This window comes from uncultured Winogradskyella sp., assembly GCF_947498345.1.
GTDB lineage: Bacteria > Bacteroidota > Bacteroidia > Flavobacteriales > Flavobacteriaceae > Winogradskyella.
The window spans coordinates 154,291-173,662 of record NZ_CANMJY010000007.1; the positions used below are offsets into that span (position 1 = coordinate 154,291).

At 34.0% G+C, this 19,372-nt stretch carries 16 protein-coding genes; 7 read left to right on the top strand and 9 right to left on the bottom strand.

Features of this window, described 5'->3' with window-relative positions; translation table 11 throughout:
* Positions 1-14: 14 nt before the first annotated feature.
* The 7 genes from Q0912_RS11070 to Q0912_RS11100 all read right to left on the bottom strand — a co-directional run bounded on the left by Q0912_RS11070 (position 15) and on the right by Q0912_RS11100 (position 9,308).
* Positions 15-1,382, bottom strand: coding sequence for a hypothetical protein (locus tag Q0912_RS11070; RefSeq protein WP_299115011.1), 1,368 nt, complete (start codon positions 1,380-1,382; stop codon positions 15-17).
* Positions 1,383-1,497: 115 nt separating this feature from the next.
* Entirely contained in the window at positions 1,498-3,567 is a 2,070-nt protein-coding gene (locus tag Q0912_RS11075) for an HAD family hydrolase (RefSeq protein WP_299115013.1), read from the bottom strand.
* Positions 3,568-3,599: 32 nt separating this feature from the next.
* Positions 3,600-5,765: a prolyl oligopeptidase family serine peptidase gene (locus Q0912_RS11080; protein WP_299115015.1), complete on the bottom strand. Its 2,166-nt coding sequence runs from the start codon at positions 5,763-5,765 to the stop codon at positions 3,600-3,602.
* A 188-nt stretch (positions 5,766-5,953) separates the two neighbouring features.
* The gene (locus tag Q0912_RS11085) at positions 5,954-6,943 is read right to left on the bottom strand and encodes an aspartate-semialdehyde dehydrogenase (protein ID WP_299115017.1); all 990 of its coding nucleotides are present in this window, start codon (positions 6,941-6,943) and stop codon (positions 5,954-5,956) included.
* Between the two features lie 136 nt (positions 6,944-7,079).
* The gene (gene mscL / locus Q0912_RS11090) at positions 7,080-7,481 is read right to left on the bottom strand and encodes a large conductance mechanosensitive channel protein MscL (RefSeq protein WP_299115019.1); all 402 of its coding nucleotides are present in this window, start codon (positions 7,479-7,481) and stop codon (positions 7,080-7,082) included.
* A 68-nt stretch (positions 7,482-7,549) separates the two neighbouring features.
* A complete protein-coding gene (alr, locus tag Q0912_RS11095) occupies positions 7,550-8,662 on the bottom strand; it encodes an alanine racemase (RefSeq protein ID WP_299115020.1) in 1,113 nt (370 codons plus the stop codon).
* Positions 8,655-9,308, bottom strand: a complete 654-nt coding sequence (locus Q0912_RS11100; RefSeq protein WP_299115022.1) for a thymidine kinase — start codon at positions 9,306-9,308, stop codon at positions 8,655-8,657. Before Q0912_RS11100 ends, alr begins: the two co-directional genes overlap by 8 nt.
* An 83-nt stretch (positions 9,309-9,391) precedes the next feature.
* On the opposite strand from Q0912_RS11100, the gene Q0912_RS11105 reads away from it, so the two are divergent.
* Both Q0912_RS11105 and Q0912_RS11110 read left to right on the top strand, forming a co-directional pair.
* Positions 9,392-10,138: a hypothetical protein gene (locus Q0912_RS11105; RefSeq protein WP_299115024.1), complete on the top strand. Its 747-nt coding sequence runs from the start codon at positions 9,392-9,394 to the stop codon at positions 10,136-10,138.
* A 4-nt stretch (positions 10,139-10,142) separates the two neighbouring features.
* Positions 10,143-10,499, top strand: a complete 357-nt coding sequence (locus Q0912_RS11110) for a DoxX family protein (RefSeq protein WP_299115025.1) — start codon at positions 10,143-10,145, stop codon at positions 10,497-10,499.
* Here the strand turns inward: Q0912_RS11110 and Q0912_RS11115 are convergent.
* A complete protein-coding gene (locus Q0912_RS11115) occupies positions 10,496-13,909 on the bottom strand; it encodes a gliding motility-associated C-terminal domain-containing protein (RefSeq protein ID WP_299115027.1) in 3,414 nt (1,137 codons plus the stop codon). The two genes, Q0912_RS11110 and Q0912_RS11115, sit on opposite strands and share 4 nt — an antisense overlap.
* 92 nt (positions 13,910-14,001) lie before the next feature.
* Here Q0912_RS11115 and rsmI point away from each other — a divergent pair, with 92 nt between their 5' ends.
* A complete protein-coding gene (rsmI, locus tag Q0912_RS11120; RefSeq protein WP_299115029.1) occupies positions 14,002-14,670 on the top strand; it encodes a 16S rRNA (cytidine(1402)-2'-O)-methyltransferase in 669 nt (222 codons plus the stop codon).
* Between the two features lie 49 nt (positions 14,671-14,719).
* Positions 14,720-15,289, top strand: a complete 570-nt coding sequence (locus Q0912_RS11125; protein ID WP_299115031.1) for a uracil-DNA glycosylase family protein — start codon at positions 14,720-14,722, stop codon at positions 15,287-15,289.
* Positions 15,290-15,354: 65 nt separating this feature from the next.
* Here Q0912_RS11125 and Q0912_RS11130 read toward each other — a convergent pair whose 3' ends face one another.
* Complete coding sequence (locus Q0912_RS11130; RefSeq protein ID WP_299115033.1) at positions 15,355-15,957, bottom strand: carboxymuconolactone decarboxylase family protein; 603 nt, start codon at positions 15,955-15,957, stop codon at positions 15,355-15,357.
* 142 nt (positions 15,958-16,099) lie between these two features.
* Here Q0912_RS11130 and Q0912_RS11135 point away from each other — a divergent pair, with 142 nt between their 5' ends.
* Genes Q0912_RS11135 through Q0912_RS11145 form a run of 3 tightly spaced genes read left to right on the top strand, consistent with a single transcriptional unit; the run spans position 16,100 to position 19,371 of the window.
* On the top strand, positions 16,100-16,537 hold the full coding sequence (locus Q0912_RS11135; protein ID WP_299115035.1) for an OsmC family protein: 438 nt from the start codon (positions 16,100-16,102) through the stop codon (positions 16,535-16,537).
* Positions 16,538-16,543: 6 nt separating this feature from the next.
* Positions 16,544-18,235: a single-stranded-DNA-specific exonuclease RecJ gene (recJ, locus tag Q0912_RS11140; RefSeq protein ID WP_299115037.1), complete on the top strand. Its 1,692-nt coding sequence runs from the start codon at positions 16,544-16,546 to the stop codon at positions 18,233-18,235.
* A gap of 26 nt (positions 18,236-18,261) precedes the next feature.
* The gene (locus tag Q0912_RS11145) at positions 18,262-19,371 is read left to right on the top strand and encodes an OmpA family protein (protein WP_299115039.1); all 1,110 of its coding nucleotides are present in this window, start codon (positions 18,262-18,264) and stop codon (positions 19,369-19,371) included.
* The last annotated feature ends 1 nt before the right edge of the window (position 19,372 follow it).

Below are 19,372 nucleotides of genomic sequence, written 5' to 3' on the forward strand. Positions count from 1 at the left end.
TAGTATATTTATTATTATTCACATTCATTTGATAATTGGTCTATCCATTGCTCAATAAGTTCTACTCCTCTATCATGCCTTAAGGTGCGTCCTAAAAGCGGCATTCTAAAAGAAGGTTCTATAGAATTGAGTCTAAAGTGTAAAACAGAGTTGGGAGCATTTCCAGGTTGGACAATATCTCCAAGACCTTCTCCTAAATCTGTATCTGGTGGTACACAAACACCTATGTTACTGGAGTCTTCTGTATCTCTATAACTTAATCGTAATGGTCTGTAGGCACAATGTGTTTCTTCCGAATGACAATGCGCACAGTTTATATCTAGATAAGCCCTTACTCTTAAGTCTATAGGTTCGGATACATTATTATAATCAGGTACACGAGATACAGATGCTGGAAGGGAGTTTTCTAAATAGCCTTGACTTATTAATTTATCTAATTGATTTACAATACCTTCGTTGTAATTATATTCTCGATTTAAATTTCTTGGTTTTGGACCTATAGGTTGAGGTATTTCCATTACTTTATGACAGGTATGACATTCTGGACCAGCAGGTATTCTATATTGTACTGCATTAGTATTACTACCATCTTGCCACTGGAGATCAACAAAACTTCCGCTCATATCCAAACTTGCTTCTGTTTGTTCTGTATCCCACACATAATTAGCAAAAATCCACCCGTCACTTTTTCTAATCATTAAACGAGTTTCTAATATTCTGGTGTCATTATTTGGAAGTACGTTTTCGTAATAAAAATTTTTAATTAATACAGTGCCAATAGGAAAATCTAAAGAAACATCATCACTGATATATGTCGCCTTAGTATTGTTTGGCATCCAAACAAAACGCTTTTTAATTGCATAATCCGAAAACAGTGTAGAATTTAATGTGTAGGGTAATACACCAAAATTTGGGCTTAAATTTTTAAGATCCCCTTCAAAGAAATTATACTCGGATAAGTTTTGGTAAGGGACATTATCTAAGTTTAAACTTATTACTGAGGACGATGTAATAGTAACGGATACGTTTTCGGTTTTACAATTACCAGAATTGTCACATATGGTATATTGAAAAGAGTCTTCTCCAGTTATATTAGGGTTAGCGATATAGATAACTGTATCATCGCTTGGGTTGTTGGGCGTATCATTAAAATCATTAATGGAAACAACTCCTTTAGTAGGAGTGTTAAGGCTTAATTGACCAGAGCTAGGTATATATTCATCATTTTGAAAGATGAAAATCTCCACCTCGGTATTTTGAGCTAATGTGGCTGAATCTGCTGAGGTTTCTATAGTTAAAGGTGTTGTAGCATCATCAGTACCACAAGAAAATTGCAGTAAGGTTAAACATAAAAAAAAGTGTATAGCGTATTTTTTTTTCATACAACTATTTATAAGACAACTAAAGAGAAAAAACCCCTACCTTTATTGAAAAAATAAAGGTAAAACTAATGTTTTTTTATTAAATCGGCAATACTCAAAAAAAACCGACAAACGTTTACTTAAATACATTGTATTTTAAAAGAAAGAAACGATGTAATATTTTAAATCTAATATATTTATTAAAACCAAAATAAAGATAGATAAAATACATAGGTGTAAAAAAGGCCAAAAATTTACTTTTCTTATTTATAGCGGGTTTTAATTTTACTAAATATCTAAAGTACTTTTCAGGTGTCATTAAAAACCTAATCATACTTTTTACAGGGTTTTTAACTTTAGGAGGTTCATAGGATAAACCAACTTTATTATGTCCAACATTTTGATAAAACCCACTACTTAGTGTGTCTATAAACTTTAATTTTTTTGCACTCTGAAATAGACCAACTCTTAGCGCTATTTTAGAAATAACATTTTGCATCATCTCTTCCGAGAAGCATATAGGCTCTAATTGTTTTAAAAGTAATCTATGCAAACCAAACATTTCTTCTTGATGTCTTTTTATATGATTATCGTATAACCATTTTTCTTCGGGTTTATGATATTCTATGGTGTAATCCTTGGCTTCTAAACTATAATCCACAGCACTTCCGTGGTCTGCACCAGAGAACTGTTCATACAATTGTTGATTAGCCATTAAGATGTAGTCATAGTAGTCAAAATAAGGCATTAAAGAAGAAATTAGACCATACCGCTTAGTTTGTGGTTGAATATTATAAATATTCCCAAGTCCTAAATAATAGCCAGTTACAGGAATCTTTTGATCAAAAAATTCAAAAATAGCCTCTTGCATTGTGCCTCCCCAACCAATATCGACAACATTAATTCCATTTTTCTCTATTTGAGTATCAAAAGAATTGACATAAGCCTTAAACGCATTATGACTAGACTCCCTATGTGAATTATAATAATCAAGGAAGCTTTTATTCTTTTTTATACTTTCAAAAACAGAAGATTTAAAGAATCCTTTGATTATAGATTTACCATCTATATTTAGCTGAGAAATGATTTGTTGTCTTAATTCTTCGGGACAGTTAACAGCTATTAAAAAATTATCGGGAGAGATATTACTGTACTTAAGTTGAAGAAACGTGAATGGCTCAACTTCAATATCTTTTAGTGACATTTGAAGAGCAGCATGCCTTGACATTTTTAAATAATGGGTCTTTATTTTTCGGGTTTCATCTATTAGAGCATACTCTTGATAAGAATCAAATAGTCTTTTAAGGTATTGTCCTTCTCGTGCTAAAAAGAATAGATCTTTTATATTTTTTCTTCTGGTCGTATCATACAAACGCTCAATAAACGTATGATAAAAAATGATGTATTCAGTGTAAGGAATAGAAGAACGTTTTTGACATGTGTTATAGACATCTTTAACAGTACGTTTTAGATTCTTTTTATCGTTTCCGAAGTTATTTCGTTTGTTCCTTTTAAGATATTTTTTATGAGGAAGTTGATAAGCATTAAGACCACATTTTGTAGCATTGAGATAATCGCTTCGATGATTATCGCCAATCATCATTACATCTTGTGCATTTATCGCTAATTCTTTTAGAATTGACGTATAAATATCTCCTGTATGCTTACTTTTCTCTAAGGCTGCTGAACTATATATATTTTCAAATAGATCTATAACGCCGTGATGTTTCAGCAGTTTTTCAAAAAGAGACTTAGAACCATAAAAGTCTGAAACTAAATAGACCTTACCACCATTAGATTTAAAATATTTTATAGTATCTAAAACATCTTGGTTTAAATATTGTACACTAGCTTCGGCTCTTACATCAGCATCTTCAAAGAGATTTAAAAAATCATCTTTTTCTTCAATAGTAATAATATCAGCATTGATGAGACGCTTACATATTTCGTGTTGTAATATATCGTAAGGAATTTCAAAGTCTTCTTTCTCTAGTTGTTCAACGAGATACTTTGATGATTCTTGCCTTATAAAGTATAAGGTATCAATTGTAACTGATAAACCTAATTCTCGTATCATTAGTTTAGCCCAAATTCTTTGAGTTTGATTTGGGTGTACATGCCTATGAGCTATGGTATCATAATAATCTGTAAAAAGAAATTTTATATTCTTTTCCTTAAGCTGTTTATGTAATTGGTTAAGTGACAAAAAAATGATTTGGTTAATAGCTATATAAGGGTTTACCCTTTAATTTTTTCTTTGGTTTTACTTGGCAATATATCAAACCCCATATTATATAACGTAAAGCCATAAATGTCTGCATACTGCTCAATAGTTTTGCTCACTGGAGTTCCTGCTCCATGGCCAGCATCTGTTTCTATTCTAATTACTACAGGGTTATCTCCTGTTTGTTTGCTTTGCAGTTCTGCAGCAAACTTAAAACTATGTGCAGGAACGACTCTATCATCGTGATCTCCAGTTGTTACCATAGTTGCTGGATATTCTACACCTTCTTTTACATTATGTACAGGAGAGTAGCCCTTTAAATATTCAAACATTTCTTTATTATCTTCTGCTGTACCATAATCGTATGCCCAACCTGCACCAGCAGTAAAAGTGTGATAACGTAACATATCTAAAACACCAACAGCTGGTAATGCTACTTTTATTAAATCTGGGCGTTGTGTCATTGTAGCTCCGACGAGCAAACCACCATTAGAACCACCTCTAATAGCTAAATAATCTGATGAGGTGTATTTATTGTCAATTAAAAATTCACCAGCTGCGATAAAGTCATCAAACACATTTTGTTTTTGCATTTTTGTGCCTGCATCGTGCCAAGCTTTACCATATTCTCCACCACCACGTAGATTCGCTACCGCATACACACCACCTTGTTCCATCCAAACGGCATTAGCAATGCTAAAGCTGGGTGTTAGAGGAATATTAAAACCTCCATAGCCATATAGAATTGTTGGGTTTTTACCATTAAGTTCTATGCCTTTTTTATGTGTTATAATCATTGGTACTTCTGTACCATCTTTAGATTTGTAGAATACCTGCTTACTTTCGTAATCTTCTGGATTAAAATCTATACTAGGTTTACGATATAGCTCGGATGTACCATTTTCAATATCATATTTATATATACTACCTGGTGTAACATAATTTGTAAACGAATAGTATAATTCTTTCTCTTCCTTTTTTGAACCAAAACCTCCTGCACTTCCTACACCTGGTAATTTTACTTCTCTTACTAATTTACCATTATAATCATATTGTAATACTTTTGAAACAGCATCTACCATATAATTGGCAAAGAAATACCCTCCGCCAGTTGATGGACTGAGTACGTTTTTGGTTTCAGGAATAAAATCTTTCCAGTTTTCTGGTGCCGGGTTTGATGCGTCTACCGTTACAACTCTTCGGTTTGGTGCATTTAGATTGGTTACAATATAAAGTTTAGACCCTACATTTTCTATGATATTTGAGTCTGAATCTGTATGCCCTAAAATTTCCACCAGAGGGGAGTTAGGGATTGTTAAATCTCTGATGTATAATTTATTGCCCGAGGTTGATACTCTAGGTGTAATAATTAAATATCTATCATCTTCCGTTACACCTCCATAGATGTAGCGGTGCTTTTCTTTTGCTGTACCACCATAGATTAATTCATCTTTTGCTTGTTTGGTTCCTAACTTATGATAGTAAACTTTATGCTGATCGGTTTTTGCAGATAACTCACTCCCTTTTGGCTTATCATAGCTTGAATAATAGAATCCTTCGTTTTTATACCAAGACATGCCGCTAAACTTTATATCTACAAGTGTATCTTCAATAATCTCTTTGGTTTCAGCATTCATAATTAGGATCTTTCTCCAGTCGCTTCCTCCTTCTGAAATAGAATATGCCAAAGTTTTACCATCTTTAGAAAAACTTAAACCTCCTAATGAAATAGTACCATCTTCCTTAAATGTATTTGGATCTAAAAACACCTCAGCAGTTTTTGGGTCGGTACCAGTTTTATATCTGTATATAACATATTGATTTTGCAGTCCATCATTTTTATAGAAATAGGTATAATCTCCTTCTTTAAATGGGGACCCAATTTTCTCGTAATTCCAAAGTTTGGTAAGGCGTTCTTTTAATTCTTCTCGATATGGGATATTATCAAGATAACCGAAAGTTACTTCGTTTTGAGCTTTTACCCAATTTTCAGTTTCTGTACTTCTATCGTCCTCTAACCAACGGTAAGGGTCAGCAACTTCTTCTCCAAAATATGTATCGACAGTATCAACTTTTTGGGTTTCAGGATAATTTAAGCTAATTGGCTTCACTTTTTCAGTTTCATTTTTACAAGAAACAAAAATACTCAGCAGAATAGTAAATAGAAGTAATTTTTTCATAATTGGGTTATTTTGAAATAAAACATGATTAAATTCAAAGATAAGTATTTAACGACATGGATTAAATCAAAAATTTCTTAAAACTTACAGTAAATAGGGACAGCAATATATAAACAAACCCAACTAAAAAATTAATTAATTAGTTGAAATACAAAAAATTACTGTTGTTGGGAAGGGTGTTTAATATATTAAACTAAGCTGTTTTTAACTAAATATTCAGCAATCTGAACTGTATTTGTAGCGGCCCCTTTTCTAAGGTTATCGCTTACAATCCAAAGATTTAGTGTATTGGTTTGAGAACCATCTCGTCGTATTCTGCCTACAAAAACATCATCTTTACCATTAGCATACATTGGCATTGGGTAGACGTTTACATCTAAATTGTCTTGTACGGTAACACCTTCAGTTTGGTTTAAGAGTTGTTTTATTTCGGTAAGATTAAAATCGTTTTCAAACTCAACGTTAACAGCTTCACTGTGCCCTCCAGCTGTAGGAATCCTTACTGCTGTTGCAGTAACCGCAATGGTTCTGTCATCAAGAATTTTTTGAGTTTCTCTTACCAATTTCATTTCTTCTTTGGTGTAACCATTTTCTTCAAACACATCGCAATGTGGAATAGCATTTTTATGAATAGGATAATGATAAGCCATATCTCCTTTTTTACCTGCTATTTCGTTTTCTAATTGCTCAACAGCTTTTACTCCAGTACCAGAAACGGATTGGTATGTTGACACGACAATGCGTTTAATCTTGTATTTTTTATGAAGCGGAGCCAAAGCCATTACCATTTGTATAGTAGAACAATTTGGGTTAGCAATAATTTTATCATTTTTGGTTAATTGGTTGGCGTTAATTTCTGGGACGACCAATTTTTTAGACAAATCCATTCTCCAAGCCGATGAGTTATCGATAACTGTAGTGCCCACTTCAGCAAACTTTGGGGCCCATTCTAATGAAGTACTTCCACCAGCTGAAAATAAAGCAATATCAGGACGTTCATTAATTGCAGAGGTTATACTAACAACTTCAATATCATTACCTTTAAAGTTAATTTTTTTACCAACAGAACGTTCTGAAGCCACTAATAATAATTTATCAATCGGAAAATTACGCTCTTCGAGTACTTTTAGCATTACATTTCCTACTAAACCTGTTGCTCCTACAATTGCTATTTTCATTATAGATGTTTTTAATCTTCAACAAAAATAAATATTAAATTCATTGAACAATTTAATTATATCTTAAAAAAGAACCGCTTCAAATTTTTGAAGCGGTTTAATTAATAGAGTTGAGTGTAGCGGTGACGCTATATGTTTATTTTTTCAGAGCATCTCTAATTTCTTGCAATAACTCTACTTCAGATGGTCCTGCAGGTTCTTCTGGTGCAGGCTCTTCTTTTGCTTTCATTTTGTTAACACCTTTTACCACCAAGAACATTACAAATGCAACAATAATAAAGTCAATAACATTAGTTAAAAAAGTTCCGTATTCTAAATATACTTCTCCTACCATTTCTCCTGCGTCGTTAAGTGCTCCATCCTTTAATTTATATCGTAATGCTTTAAAGTCTGAATCGAAAATTAAACCAATTAATGGAGAAACAATTCCTCCTGTAAATGCTGTTACAACTTCTTTAAAAGCTGCACCCATAACAAAACCTACAGCAATGTCGACAAGATTGCCTTTCATTGCAAATTCTTTAAATTCTTTTAGCATAATTAGTTAGCGTTTGGTTAATAAGTTACTAAAATAGCTAAAAAACTTAAGATGTTAAAGTTCAGAAATTAAATAGAATTTAAAAACACACGTTTAACGCGCTGTGAAATAGCGGTTAGAATTTCGTACGAAATAGTATGGACAGATTCTGCTAATACAGAAGCTTTATGTTTAGTATCAAAAATTATAACCTCATCACCTTCTTTACATTCTATGTCTGTAATATTTACCATAATCATATCCATACAGACATTTCCTATTATTGGAGCTACTTTACCATTAATAATAACAAACCCCTTTTCATTACCGTAGACTCGTGTAATTCCGTCTGCATGACCAATAGGAATCGTTGCAGTTGTTTCAAACCCTTTAGCTTTATAGGCTCTATTGTAGCCAACCGATTCGCCTTTTTCAATCTTGTGGATTTGAGATATTACAGATTTTAGGCTTGCAACAGGTTTTAGGTTTTTATCTTCCTTAGCGGAATTGCCAAAGCCGTAAAGTCCAATACCATAGCGAACCATATCTAAATGTGCATTAGGATAATTTAGAACACCTGAGGTATTACATATATGTAACCATGGTCGATGACCTATTTTAGCTCTAAATATTTCAGCTATTTTTTTAAAATTCTCTATTTGGTGATTTGTAAAATCAATCTCATTTATATCTTCACTTGCTGCTAAATGAGAAAATAAAGATTTAGCTAAAACTGAGGTTGTGGGTTTTAGTTTTGACACTACATAATTAACATCACTTTCCCAAAAACCCAAACGGTTTAAGCCAGTATTGAATTTTATATGAATAGGATATTTAGATTGTTTTTCTTCTTCAGCAACATTTATAAATTCATTTAAAACCTTAGCATTGTATAGACTAGGTTCTAAGCATCGCTCAATAATGGTTTTAAAATTTGTAGGTTGTGGGTGTAATACTAAAATTGGGGTTGTAATGCCTGCATCACGTAAAGCTACACCTTCTTTGGTATAAGCCACAGCAAAATAATCAACATTGAGTTTTTGGAGGTGTTTTGCAATTTCTACAGAATCACTGCCGTAAGCAAAAGCTTTTACCACAGCTAAAAACCGGGTTTGTGGTTGCAGCTTTGATTTTAAATAATTGAAATTATGGGTAAGTGCACCTAAATCAATTTCAAGGACGGTTTCATTAGCTTTAGGCATCAGATTTTTTTTCTTTAGTATCAGTATCGATTTCTTCAGCATCCTTAACTTTCATTTGCCTTACCTTGTCACGCAACATGCTTTTATAATATGCAGCTCTACTTAAAGGCTCGTATTCATCAACTTCACCCAACAAAACCAAATCATTACTTTTTGCTTTTCGATAACTGTATTGAGCTAAGTTCCCGGTTTTTGTACATATAGCATGTACCTTGGTTACATACTCAGCTGTAGCCATAAGATAAGGCATTGGCCCAAACGGATTTCCTTTAAAATCCATATCTAAACCAGCGACGATAACACGAATACCTTTGTTGGCTAAATCATTACAAACACGTACAATCTCATCATCAAAAAATTGAGCTTCATCAATACCAACCACATCACAACCATCTGCTAAAATGGGAATATTTGCTGCGGCTGGTACAGGAGTAGAGCGGATTTCGTTGTCATCATGAGAGACTACCATTTCGTCATCGTAACGTACATCTACAGCAGGTTTAAAGATCTCAACCTTCTGTCTTGCAAATTTGGCGCGTTTTAATCTACGAATCAGCTCTTCGGTTTTACCAGAGAACATCGATCCGCAAATTACCTCAATCCATCCAAATTGTTCTTTATGATTTACCGTATTTTCGAGAAACATTTCGTAATTTTAGCACTAAATAGCTGCCTTTTTTCGTTTGTATAAAGGTCACGCAAATTTATTAAAAATCAAAAGTAAAATTCATGAAAAAGAAATTAGAATCAGAATTAGTTAGTATAGCACATAGGATTCTAAAATTAAAAGGTAGAGAAGATGTGGATAAAATGCACGAAGAGGTCGCTAAGCTTTACGAAAAGCTAACGGTTTTAAAGTTTGCACAAGAAAATTTTGAAGACGATATGCCAACAATTGGCAATGACTCTTCGTTTTTTGATATGTTAGATACAGCCTTTAATAATAAAATCAGTGATAATATTGAAGTTGATAATAAAACCTATGTAAATTTAGATGAGGTTGAAGATGATGGTATTATGGAGCCTGTTATGGAGAAGATTAAAGATATGGTAGCACAAATGCCACAAGAAACGCAGCAGGTTGATGTTATTGTAGAAGAAGCAGTTGCTAATGAAGTACCAAAAACGATAGAGTTTGAAACTATTTCTTCTGATTTTGCAGATATACCAGAATTTGAACCTATTGAAGATGCCAAAAAACGCAAAGCAGAACAAGGCAAAAAATCGTTGAATGATAAGTTGAAAGGCAAAAGTCTTCAAATTGGTTTAAATGATAAATTAGCTTTTATTAAGCATTTGTTTGAAGGTAAGAATGAAGATTACGAACGCGTTGTTTCCCAGATAAACACAACGAATTCTTTTTCTGAAGCTCAAAAACTCATTACTGAGATGGTAAAACCCGATTATAATAATTGGGAAGGCAAAGAGGAGTACGAAGAACGTTTTATTGAAATTGTAGAAGGTAAATTTAGTTAAGCTAATGCGCACCAAACAAATTTTGTATTGGTTATCTACAGCTGTTTTATGCGGAATTTTTTTGTACTCTGCATTTCTTTATTTTACAAAAACAGAAGCTATAAAAGGCTTTTTCGAAAGCTTTAACTATCCAACATACATCGTAATCCCCTTGGCAATTTTAAAAGTATTAGGTGTAGTGATAGTATTATGGCGACCAAGCAAATGGTTAACAGAATGGGTTTACGCCGGGTTTTTCTTTGATTTAATTTTAGCAACAGCAGCACATCATTACGCTGGCCATGGTATTGTTGGTTTTTCGCTCTATGCATTAATAGCTATTTTGCCATCATATATTTTAGGTAAATATTTAAGAGATTAGTAATTGAGATATACATAACCAATAAAGGGTTTTTCAAAACTATTAATTTGCAGAATATAAAAATAAGTGCCCACTGGCAGTAAGTTAGAACCCTTTAGAAATCCCATATTTGCTCTTCCGCCCCAGGTGTTTATGTAATTGTTTGCCTCATATATTTGTGTTCCATAGCGATTGTATATTTTAATGGTGTTATCGGGATAATCTTCTATACATGGAATAAATAACACATCATTTTCGCCGTCATCATTTGGTGAAACCCCTTCAGGAATGGTTAAGCAGTTTGAAACTTCAACAAATGCTTCGTCTTCATTATTTGATGAATCTCTGTCAATTTCATTAATACTATTTAGTAATGCTAGATTTAATAAATCGTTAGACGATACAACTCGGGCCACCAAATTAAGTGTTGCAAACTCACCTGGAAATAAACTTGTTATATTCCATGTAAATGTGTTGTCATCGAAAACACCTATGCTTGTCGAATAAGAAATGTATTCATAACCCATAGGGAGTAGATCTATAACTTCAATTTCTGTACCTGCAGATGTTCCTATATTGGTAGCAGTGATGGTAAATGTTACCTCATCGCCAATTATAACTTCTGATGGCTCAACGGTTTTAGTGATTTCAATATCAACATTAGAGGTGTCAACAATAACATTAAGTGTAGCGCTGGTCTGTGATGTATCAATATTATTGGTATTGGTAAAGTTTTCAAAATTATTTAAATATGTAGCGGCAGTATTAGAAGTTACCATTACAGAGAACGTACAACTTTCGATTCCATCAGGAAAAACAAGATCAGTAATACCTATGAAATTATCTCCAGAACTACCAGTAAATGTTGCTGTACAACCATTAGAGTTTACCCAGGTAGGTATACTTGATAAAGTAACACCAGCTGGTAAGTTATCGGTAAATGAAATATTACTTTGTGTAAGGTTAGTTGCTATATTAAAAACCGTAAATACTAACTCGCTTTCACCCCCTTCATAAATGATGTTGGGGGAGAATATTTTTTCAAGTGTTGGCGAAACCACCTGCACGCTATTTATAGAGATGTTTGTTTCTGGTGTTAATTCTTCATTACTTGTAGGACTTGGAATGGCTTCAGCAATATTATTAAACGCCCCGCCAAAACTCGGTGCTGCAACAGGAATATTGATACTTATGGTTGAACCAGCTTCCATTGATGGAATAGTGCCCCAAATTAAATTCCCTGTATTATTAAAAGTGATAATGCATGAAGCATTACCAGAAACTATTGTGCAAGTCGGAGTGCCATTAATATTGAAAACAGGATTTAGAGAGTTTTCAAAAAGTATATCAACAGCATCAGAACTTGTGGCACTATTACTAATATCTATTATCCAATTAAATGTTTGATTGGTATCAACTTGAGTAAATTCTGGATAAGTCTGTACTACCAAATCTATACAGGGAGCAAAATAAGTTATTACCTCATCTTTATTGTCTCCTGTATTACTCTCAGGGACATCATTAACATGGCTTACTCTAACAATGTTTTCTCCAATAATAGGATTGGTTGAGCATTGTGGCTGCCAGTCTATTGTAACATTAAATGTAACCGAACTGTTAGCTGGTAATAACCAATTGTCTTCAGGTAAGATTTCCCAAAAGGTGTCAAAACTTCCATCTTCAGTAATCCCGTCAAAAACCACACCAATATAAGCGTTATTAATACTAAAACAAGTAGCAGTGCCTGTGGTTGCGACACAATCAATAGCGGTTAACATGGCATTTAATGGTGTTGCACCAGAAGTAGGAACTGGCATATGGTCTTGAACCTGAATAAATTGATCAGTGTCTCCTGCATTAGTAACGGTAATCTCATAGGTAACTTCCCCCCATTCTGCGGTATTTTGTTGTGAGCTACCAATGGGTAATTGAGGGCTTATTTGTGCTTTGGTCACCTGAAGGTCGTATACATTATTAGTATCACAGGGTTCTTCAAGCGGGAGCTCTAAATAATTGTAGAAAAAGTTGTTATTAAGATCAATGTCTACCAATTGACCAGCAGTAAGAACAACTTCACTCTTAATAGACGCCTCAACCATACCTGGAAATGGATTACAAGGAGGTTCTATAAACTCAACAATTGTTTCAATGATAATCGTGGTATTTGGTTGTAAGGTAAATTCATTAGTTACCCATAATTGGCCATTATCCATTAGCGTAAAATCGTCACACGATACAGGACCAGTAGTTGCAATACAGTTCACAGAAATAATATTCCAACCTACATTTGCTGATAAATTTTGCATAAAGAAAAGTATTGGAGCTTCAGAAGGTCCGTTGTTACAAACCGTTGTTTCAAATGTAACTTGCTGTTCGTATTGAATTGTTACCGAAATATCCGGGTCAACTTGCACAGATTCAATACAAACATCAGTTTGAGGACATAAATCTGCGTTAAGTAAGTTGGTGGTAACACTGTTAGAGTTATTCGAAGATGCATTAGCATGATCAAGATCTATTAGTATAATACTATCAACATCAATGGGCATTGGGTTTGGCGAACATGAAAAGTTAGTGTAACGATAGACCATTTCAAAAGTGACACTACCACCAGAAGTAAATTCCATAGAATCATTAAACTCAAAGAGCGATGGTGCCACGGGGAGATTAGGTGATAATATCACGGAAGAATTCCCATTTAAATTTGTTAAGTCGGGACACAAAGTGCCGTTAGTACTTGCTATACATTCTAATGAGACAAATTCTGCAAAAGGCTGACCATTATCTATAGGAGATGTGAGAATAAGCCGTCCTTCAATAGAATTAACAGGAAAATCTATAGCACTGTTATTTGTAATTGTAAATTGGTAGGTAACTTCATCTCCCCATGAATTAATTGCATTACCTTCAGCAGGCTGAGTTTGTATGTGAGTTACTAAAAAATCAATGACAATATCTAACACATCAATAGAGATAATGGATTGATTGTTACTGGTATTTGTATCAGTAGTTCCTGGAGGAGCGCTTATTGTGCCATTTGCAGCAATTCCGCCTAAGTTAGTTGGTGCAGTTACCAAAACCAATAACTCTACACTAGAGTTGTTAGGCATATTGGCAATAGAAGCTGTTAAGATATTGTCAGTTACATTTATATTTATAACATCTGTAGCTCCGTTTACATTGTTTTGCGAGTTAAAAGAAAGTATAGTTAAATCATCATCAAAATCTATAGTCAATGACGGATTGTTAACCGAATTTCCAGAATTAGAAATTGTGATGAGGTACTGAAAATCTTCATAGATATCTATTTGAGAAATTGCACTTCCGCTCAAATTTTGCGCTTCAATAGCAATAGACAAATCTGTGGTTTGGGCAGGTAAATTTGCACAGCATATGATTAATAACAGAAAATGACAGATTGATTTTAGCACGAATTGGTTTTATATAATAGATGTAGATTGACACACATGGTTGCGTTAAGATATAGAAAAGATTGTAAATTTGAACGATAATATATCTAAACATGAAGTTATTTCTGGTTCCAACACCAATAGGAAATTTAAAAGACATTACTTATAGAGCTATAGAAGTTTTAAAGGATGTGGATCTCATTTTAGCCGAAGACACCAGAACTTCGGGCAAGCTTCTAAAACATTTTGAAATCGCTACACCTATGCAAAGCCATCATATGCATAATGAGCATAAAACGGTCAACGGTTTAATAGAAAAATTAAAATCGGGAATGACTATCGCAGTAATTAGTGATGCAGGTACACCTGCTATTTCAGACCCAGGGTTTTTATTGGTTAGAGCTTGTGTTGAAAATCATATCGACGTAGAATGTTTGCCAGGAGCAACTGCTTTTGTACCAGCATTAGTTAATAGTGCTTTGCCAAACGATAAGTTTGTTTTTGAAGGGTTTTTACCTGTAAAGAAAGGCCGCCAAACACGACTCTTATTACTGGCCGAAGAAACCAGAACTATGATTTTTTATGAAAGTCCACACAAATTGATAAAAACTTTAGGGCATTTCTGCGACTATTTTGGTGAGGATAGATTGGTTTCGGTTTCGAGAGAGTTAACAAAACTCTATGAGGAAACTATCAGAGGTACAGCAAAAGAAGTGTTAAAACACTACACTAATAAACCACCAAAAGGGGAAATAGTTATTGTGGTTGCTGGTAAAAAATAAATGCACAACTAACACACTGAGTAAAGTCGAAGTGTTTTATTTAAGTTAAATGAAAGAGTTACTCCACAACATAAGTCAATGCACTATTTGCAAATCGCACCTTCCTTTAGGGCCAAGACCAGTGGCAACAGCTCATATCAATTCTAAAATTATAATTATAGGACAAGCACCAGGTACTAAAGTTCATGAGTCTGGTATTCCCTGGGATGACCAGAGTGGTAAAAAATTGAGACAATGGTTAAATGTTACGGATGAACAATTTTACAATACTGAGAATTTTGCCATAATACCTATGGGATTTTGTTATCCGGGAAAAGGAAAAACAGGAGATTTACCTCCACGACCAGAATGCGCACCACAATGGCATGAGGCATTATTAGGAAAGATGCCTAAAGTAGAATTGATTATTTTAATTGGTGCTTATGCACAGAAGTATTATTTAAAAGATAAAGCGAAACGAACACTTACCGAAACAGTAGGAGAGTACAAAAGTTATTTACCAAAATATTTTCCAATACCACATCCCTCACCAACCAATCGATTTTGGCGTGCTAAAAACCCTTGGTTTGAGGAATTGGTGGTGCCTCAACTTCAGAAGAAGATTCAATATATTATATAAAAAACCTCACCAAAAAAATGGCGAGGTTCAATCTAATCTATCTAAAAGCCTAAGAGTCTAGTGATTTAGTATTGACTCCCATCATGTTTCCCAACATTATAACCATGTTTTCCTAAATACTTATTACCACTCTCTACAGCACCTTCTTCAATATCGGTTCCCATAGAATCGTTCCAACGGTTAAGGTATCCAAACAATGAAATAACACCAAGCATCTCAACGATTTCTCCTTCATCCCAATGCTCGTATAAGCGTTTTTTAATATCTGTATTTACAGCATTTGGTACTAAAGACGCTGCTAAACTAAAATCTAAAGCGGCACGTTCTGCTTCAGAAAAAGCAGGATGCGTTCTGTATTCCCAAATATTATCCAGTTGTTCTTGCTCTGCACCATAACGTTCTGCAGCTCTAATCGCATGAGCTTGACAGTAACGACAACCTGTAGAGTTGCTACTTACCCAGGCAATCATACGCTTCAAGGCTGAGGTTACACGACCTTCATTAGCCATTACAGCTTTATTTAAGTTTATAAAAGCTTTACTTATAGCAGGTCTGCGCTGCATGGTTAAAACCGAATTTGGGCAAAACCCAAGGGTTTCGTTAAAGAATTCAGCCAATTCTTTGGTCTCTAAATCGTGCTCTGGGGATAACGGAGTTACTAATGCCATAGTTTTAAAAGTACTTAAAATTTGAAGTGTCTAAAGTACTTAAAGTACACTTGCGTTGCAAACTAAACTTTAGTGCATTTTAATCTTTTTAAACCATTAGAACTTGTTAACTTTAAGCACTTATAATTAATAAACTTTAAATATGGCGGATAAAATCATAACCCATTGGAAAGGTGGATTAACTTTTGAATCAGATAATCCAAGTGGAAAATCTGTAATAATGGATACAGATATTGAAGGACAAGAAGAACGTTATGGCTTATCACCAAAGGCTATGATGTTATCGTCATTAGCGGGTTGCACAGCGTTAGATGTAATTTCTACTTTAGATAAAATGAAAGAGGAAATAGATGATTTTAAGATTGAAGTTTCAGGAGAACTTACAGGCGAGCACCCCAAATATTACCATTCCGTTGAAGTAGAATACCACTTTTACGGTTCGGATTTAAACATGAAAAAGTGCCAACGCGCTGTCGATTTATCCGTAGAGAAATATTGTGGTGTTATGGAAATGTTTAGGCGTTTCGCAGATGTAAAAACAAATATTGTTTACCATATAGGTACGAAACGAAATATTTAATTCTATATGCGTTGGACGCTCAAGCCAAAACCCGAGACTTCAAAAATTGACACTTTAAATAAAGTGCTTCAAGTCGATGATACTGTTGCCACATTATTATTACAACGTGGTATAGATACTTATGAAGCGGCCAAAACTTTTTTTAGACCAAGTTTTAGTGACTTACACAATCCGTTCTTAATGAAAGATATGGATTTAGCAGTTTCTAGAATCGAAAAAGCTATTGCTGAGAATGAAAATATTTTGGTCTATGGCGATTATGATGTCGATGGTACCACTGCTGTGGCTTTACTGTCTTCATATTTAAAAACAAAACTTGATTCTATTGCGACTTATATTCCAGACCGTTATGATGAAGGTTATGGAATTTCATACAAGGGTATTGACTTTGCAGACGATAATGATTTCTCGTTAATCATTGCTTTAGACTGTGGCATAAAAGCCGTAGATAAAATAAACTACGCCAAAGAAAAAGGTATAGATTTTATCATCTGTGACCATCATAGACCAGGAGATGTTATCCCTGATGCAGTTGCAGTTTTAGATCCAAAGCGAGACGATTGTGAATATCCTTTTAAAGAATTATGTGGTTGTGGTGTAGGTTTTAAGTTAATTACGGCTTTAGCCTCCAAACAAGGACAAACCGTTGAAGATTTAGTAGAATACCTAGATTTGGTAGCTACTGCGATTGGGGCAGATATTGTTCCTATTATTGGAGAAAATAGAGCTTTGGCATATTTTGGATTACAAGTAATTAATACTAATCCAAGACCAGGAATGAAAGCTATTATTGCTGAGGTTAAAAAAGATGAGCTAACCATTACGGATGTTGTTTTTATCATAGCACCTCGCATAAATGCTGCAGGCCGTATGAAACATGGCAATCATGCAGTAACACTTTTAACCGAGACGGATTTTAATTTAGCTGCAGAATATGCGGTAGATATCGATCGGTTTAATACAGACCGAAGAGAAACCGATAAACGTATTACTGAAGAAGCTTTAATTCAAATAGAAGTTCATAATGAACAAGACTGTTTTACTACAGTTGTTTATAACGAAAGTTGGCATAAAGGGGTCATCGGTATCGTTGCCTCCCGATTAACAGAAACCTATTATAGACCAACACTGGTATTTACAAAAAGTGGATCTAAACTAGCGGCTTCGGCACGTTCTGTAAAAGGATTTGATGTTTATAATGCTCTGGAAGCATGTAGCGAATATATCGAACAATTTGGTGGGCATAAATACGCAGCAGGTTTGACCTTGTTGCCAGAAAATTATGAAGCGTTTAAAACTAAGTTTGAATCAGTTGTAAAAAGCACCATTGATCCAAAACTACTAACGCCAGAGCTGAAAATAGATCTAGAGCTTAATTTAACCAAGGTAGACCATCGATTGTTTCGAATTATCCAACAATTTGCACCATTTGGACCAGGTAATATGTCACCGACCTTTATGACACAAAATGTAAATGACACAGGTCATGGAAAATGTGTAGGTGAGGATAATAAGCACATTAGATTTACTGCGACTCAAAGTTTTAATGATAAAATTGCTTGTATTGGTTTTGGTTTGGGGGATAAAATAGATATCATTAAAAGTAGAAGACCATTTAGTATTGCATATGGTATAGATGAAAACCATTGGAATGGTAATGTAAGTTTGCAATTAAAACTAAAAGATATTAAAGAATAATTCCTTAAATAGTTCGTTGGTTAATCATGAAACAACTAACCATAGTTTATCTCTTTGTCTTCAGTAGTATTTTAGCGGCACAAAATTTAGTGTTAAACCCAAGTTTTGAAACCCAAAAAACAGATCGCTGTGTGTTTTATATAGGCGGATTTAATAATAGGGTTACTGAGTGGTCAATACCCAATATGGCATCAACAGATTTTTTTGATGCTTGCAGCGAAAGTGAGAATACCGGACTTAAAAATTATAATGGATATCAAAAACCAAAAACGGGCAATGCCTATGCTGGTATTTATGCTTATACAGATAAAAATTATAGAGAATATGTTCAAGGGAAATTGTTAACCCCCTTAACAAGAGGGAGAAGGTATAAGATGACTTTTTATCTAAGTTTAGCAGATAAGTCCTCTTATGCCTTAAAAGACATTCAGGTTTTAATGACTGAAGAACGCTTAAAACCTTGTTATAAATCTAATGGTTGTAAAAAGGTTATTCAGCCTTCAAAAGTGACTAAAAAGCAATTTAAAATGTATTCAAAGGCTGAAGATATTTACTTTTCCAGTAAAGAACAATGGATGAAATATTCTTTTGAATTTATAGCTCAAGGTTACGAAAACTATTTTTCAATAGGTAACTTTTATAAAAACCCCAGGACTCAAAAACAAAAGGTATTATCAACAAGTACATTATTCTTTTCATACTACTATATCGATGAGGTTTCTCTAAAATCTATGGAAGCAGAAGATGTAGAAGCGATAGAAGAAGTTATAACAGAACCAGAAATTAAAACGGATAGAGTTTACACGTTCAAAAACGTATTATTCAATTTTGACAAGGCTGAATTATTAGAAGATTCAATTGATGAATTGAATGAACTTTACCAGTATCTCAATGAACATCCATCTTTAAATATAGAAATATATGGCCACACGGATAGTGAAGGACTAGATAAACGAAATAAAGAATTGTCTGAAGAACGTGCTAAAGCTGTTGTAGATTATTTAATTTCGCGTGGTCTGGACCTAAAGAGAATTAAATTCTTTGGATATGGAAGTTCTAAACCCATCAAAAGCAATAACTCAGAAGCGGGAAGACAATTAAATAGACGTGTTGAGTTTAAACTTATAGAAAATTAAT

Excerpts from the sequence above, each read along its gene's own strand:
- Q0912_RS11100 (WP_299115022.1), bottom strand. The coding sequence starts at position 9,308 with ATGTTTCTCGAAAATACGGTAAATCATAAAGAACAATTTGGATGGATT.
- alr (WP_299115020.1), bottom strand. The coding sequence starts at position 8,662 with ATGCCTAAAGCTAATGAAACCGTCCTTGAAATTGATTTAGGTGCACTT.
- mscL (WP_299115019.1), bottom strand. The coding sequence starts at position 7,481 with ATGCTAAAAGAATTTAAAGAATTTGCAATGAAAGGCAATCTTGTCGAC.
- Q0912_RS11135 (WP_299115035.1), top strand. The coding sequence starts at position 16,100 with ATGGCGGATAAAATCATAACCCATTGGAAAGGTGGATTAACTTTTGAA.
- Q0912_RS11080 (WP_299115015.1), bottom strand. The coding sequence starts at position 5,765 with ATGAAAAAATTACTTCTATTTACTATTCTGCTGAGTATTTTTGTTTCT.
- Q0912_RS11105 (WP_299115024.1), top strand. The coding sequence starts at position 9,392 with ATGAAAAAGAAATTAGAATCAGAATTAGTTAGTATAGCACATAGGATT.
- Q0912_RS11145 (WP_299115039.1), top strand. The coding sequence starts at position 18,262 with ATGAAACAACTAACCATAGTTTATCTCTTTGTCTTCAGTAGTATTTTA.
- rsmI (WP_299115029.1), top strand. The coding sequence starts at position 14,002 with ATGAAGTTATTTCTGGTTCCAACACCAATAGGAAATTTAAAAGACATT.
- Q0912_RS11085 (WP_299115017.1), bottom strand. The coding sequence starts at position 6,943 with ATGAAAATAGCAATTGTAGGAGCAACAGGTTTAGTAGGAAATGTAATG.
- Q0912_RS11070 (WP_299115011.1), bottom strand. The coding sequence starts at position 1,382 with ATGAAAAAAAAATACGCTATACACTTTTTTTTATGTTTAACCTTACTG.
- Q0912_RS11110 (WP_299115025.1), top strand. The coding sequence starts at position 10,143 with ATGCGCACCAAACAAATTTTGTATTGGTTATCTACAGCTGTTTTATGC.
- Q0912_RS11125 (WP_299115031.1), top strand. The coding sequence starts at position 14,720 with ATGAAAGAGTTACTCCACAACATAAGTCAATGCACTATTTGCAAATCG.
- recJ (WP_299115037.1), top strand. The coding sequence starts at position 16,544 with ATGCGTTGGACGCTCAAGCCAAAACCCGAGACTTCAAAAATTGACACT.
- Q0912_RS11130 (WP_299115033.1), bottom strand. The coding sequence starts at position 15,957 with ATGGCATTAGTAACTCCGTTATCCCCAGAGCACGATTTAGAGACCAAA.